The sequence below is a fragment of the Methylobacterium sp. B1 genome (assembly GCF_000333255.1).
Lineage (GTDB): Bacteria > Pseudomonadota > Alphaproteobacteria > Rhizobiales > Beijerinckiaceae > Methylobacterium > Methylobacterium fujisawaense.
In genome coordinates, this window is sequence record NZ_BACT01001089.1 from 1 (window position 1) to 2338 (window position 2338).

Annotated in this window: 5 protein-coding genes and 1 pseudogene; 4 read left to right on the plus strand and 2 right to left on the minus strand. The window is 68.3% G+C overall.

Translation table 11 applies throughout. The features are described 5' to 3' along the window. Positions 1–248: 248 nt before the first annotated feature. From I53_RS30225 to I53_RS30230, 3 genes are read left to right on the plus strand one after another with little or no spacing between them, the layout of a single operon-like run. A complete protein-coding gene (locus tag I53_RS30225) occupies positions 249–425 on the plus strand; it encodes a hypothetical protein (protein WP_251982186.1) in 177 nt (58 codons plus the stop codon). Beyond that, complete coding sequence (locus I53_RS34410; RefSeq protein ID WP_187294433.1) at positions 422–598, plus strand: hypothetical protein; 177 nt, start codon at positions 422–424, stop codon at positions 596–598. The genes I53_RS30225 and I53_RS34410 overlap by 4 nt, the downstream gene beginning before the upstream one ends. Then, on the plus strand, positions 592–942 hold the full coding sequence (locus I53_RS30230; protein WP_251982504.1) for a hypothetical protein: 351 nt from the start codon (positions 592–594) through the stop codon (positions 940–942). Before I53_RS34410 ends, I53_RS30230 begins: the two co-directional genes overlap by 7 nt. Before the next feature lie 97 nt (positions 943–1039). Here the strand turns inward: I53_RS30230 and I53_RS30235 are convergent, their stop codons facing one another. Both I53_RS30235 and I53_RS30240 read right to left on the minus strand, forming a co-directional pair. After that, complete coding sequence (locus I53_RS30235; protein ID WP_043358110.1) at positions 1040–1405, minus strand: hypothetical protein; 366 nt, start codon at positions 1403–1405, stop codon at positions 1040–1042. 24 nt (positions 1406–1429) lie between these two features. Continuing rightward, positions 1430–1858: a response regulator gene (locus I53_RS30240; RefSeq protein WP_043358112.1), complete on the minus strand. Its 429-nt coding sequence runs from the start codon at positions 1856–1858 to the stop codon at positions 1430–1432. A gap of 207 nt (positions 1859–2065) precedes the next feature. On the opposite strand from I53_RS30240, the pseudogene I53_RS32890 reads away from it, so the two are divergent. Further along, positions 2066–2152: pseudogene (locus I53_RS32890) on the plus strand (DUF1275 domain-containing protein); the annotation flags it as partial. Positions 2153–2338 lie beyond the last annotated feature (186 nt).

The following is a 2338-nucleotide window of genomic DNA, read 5'->3' on the forward strand; positions in this document are numbered from 1 at the left end:
GAGAGCACTACCTTGACATGGTAGGGGTCACAGGTTCGATCCCTGTCGCGCCCACCATCTAACCGAGCGAGGTTGGATGGTTTTTTTGACCGAAGACGGTTTTCTAACAGTCCCCTCAGGTTCGGCGAATCTGAGGCGGGTTCAGCGGACATCAGCCGCAGGTTCGCGTAGCCACCGACCCGACCGTCTCCGAAGTCCGGAAAGCCGCTGAGGTCACCGATCAGGAGATCGATGCTGCGGTCGACGCGGTGCCGGCCAACCTCGCTACCGACGCGTACCCGCTTGCGAAGGGTTGGAGCCTCGACCTCGTCGTGACCATCCGAACGCACGCCCATGCGGCCGATGCGCTCACCACCGACACGCCGGCCTGGACGCGCACCATGGTCCGGACCGCGATCCTGCTGGCGCACCCGGTGAACGGATGAGCGAGCCCGAGGCCGATCTGGATCGCGAAGCCACCGCCAATCGCCTGATGCAGCGCCTGAGCGGCTTCGCGCAGGGAATCGGGATGAGTGGCACGGACGCCCGCCAGATCATCGGCCGCGTGATCGCGTCCGATCCGTCGGCCGGGGATGGGGAGCTGATGAAACGATGGTGACGCCGGAAACGGTGATGGACCTTCTGGCCAATGGCTGGCCCGACAAGCTCGATGTCGAGCGGCCGGCCGGCGCTCATCCCGAGGGCTTGGCGATCCGCGGTCTCGGGCGGCTCGTGTCATACTATACGGCGTTGGAGATGCGGGGCTTTCGCGCCGTCGTGATCCCGATCCCGCCCGAGGGGTCCCGCACCGAGCGCACGCGCATCCGGCTGCGGCTGCGCGGGTTCAGCTGGCGCCTCGTGGATATCGAGATGGCCGATGTTCTGCGCGAGCAGATCGCCGCCAAGTTGAGCCGGGCTCTGGCCCGCGCCAAGATCGGCGCCAGCGCCGGCGAGGAGCGTTAGACGGCGGGCCCTCGACGCGTCCGGCCGACTTCCGCGGCCGCGTATTCGGGTCGACGCGGAATTACTCCTGACCCGTGCCGTACGGAGCGGGGCATGGCTACTTCGCCGTCGGGGTGCCGCCGGCAGCCTTGGGCTGGCGCGCCTCGTTCAGGTCCTCGGCCTTCTCCTCATCGGTGTCGCCGCTCTGCTCGATGGTCTTGCTCGGGTTGGCGAGGAGCGACCGCACGATGCCGAGAAGCACCTCGCACTCACCGGGAAACTTGTAGCTCTCGAGGACGATCGCGGCATCGCGCAGGGTGCGCAGGTCGCGCACCAGCTGGGCATTGGCATCCTCGCGCAGCTCGCTCTTCTTGGCGATCGCCTCCTCGATCTGCGCGCCTTTCACGTCGCAGGCGGCTCGGGCCGGCGATGCAGCGATCGCGGCGGCGAGGGCGAAGCCGATTGCGGGAAGGGAGCGCCACATGGCGGATGTCCTCGAAGGTCCAGTTCAGACGGCATGAAGGAGCGCGGCGCGCAGGACGTCCTGCGTCAGCGCCACGAGTTGGCTCGGACGATAGGGCTTCGGCACGAACACCGAGCCTGGAACGGCCTCGCACGGCGGAAGGCAAGCCCGGCCGCCGGAGGTGTAGACGACCGGGAGGTCGGGAGACAGCTCGCGGGCACAACGCGCCAGCGACAGGCCGTTCGTATTGCGGGCGAGGTCGATATCCGTGAAGAGCAGGTCGACGCTCTCGCGAGCCAGGATGGCCTCGGCTTCCCAGGCATCCGCAGCGGTGAGCACCCGATACCCTTCCTCGATCAGCGCCTCGGCGGCCAGTTCGCACACGGTCGGCTCATCCTCGACGATCAGGATCGTGGCGGCCCGGTCCGGGACGGGCATGGACGGGCAGACGAATGCGGCGGCGAACGGAACCATGACGCAACTCCCACTCACCCGGCGGGGGCTCGATGGCCCCGGGCCGGATCGTAAGGGCAACGGCCCCTTCCGACGCGGCGTTCACCGTGTTTGCATCGAATTGCTCGGGTTTGGTGAGCGGCGCGTTAACCGCGGCCCGGCGTCCCTCAACGAAGCCGTCCGAATGGTTAATGGTTCGTTACCGGTCCGTGACGGCGAGGCCCGGTCGTGAGGCGTCCCTGGCAGCTCGGCTCCGGCCTGCTCCTCACGGGCCTCGCCGGTTATGTCGATGCCCTCGGCTTCGTGCGTCTCGGCGCCTGTTGCCGATGACCGAGCCGATATCCGCCGCGGCCCACGCGCGCACCATCCTGGCCGCGCACGAGCATCGCCGCCCCATCGCACCGCTGACCGGCTGGGATCCGACCTTCGACCTGCCGGCAGCCTACCGGGTCGCCGAGGCGATCCGGAGCCTGCGTGCCGGGCGCGGCGAGCGGAAGTCGG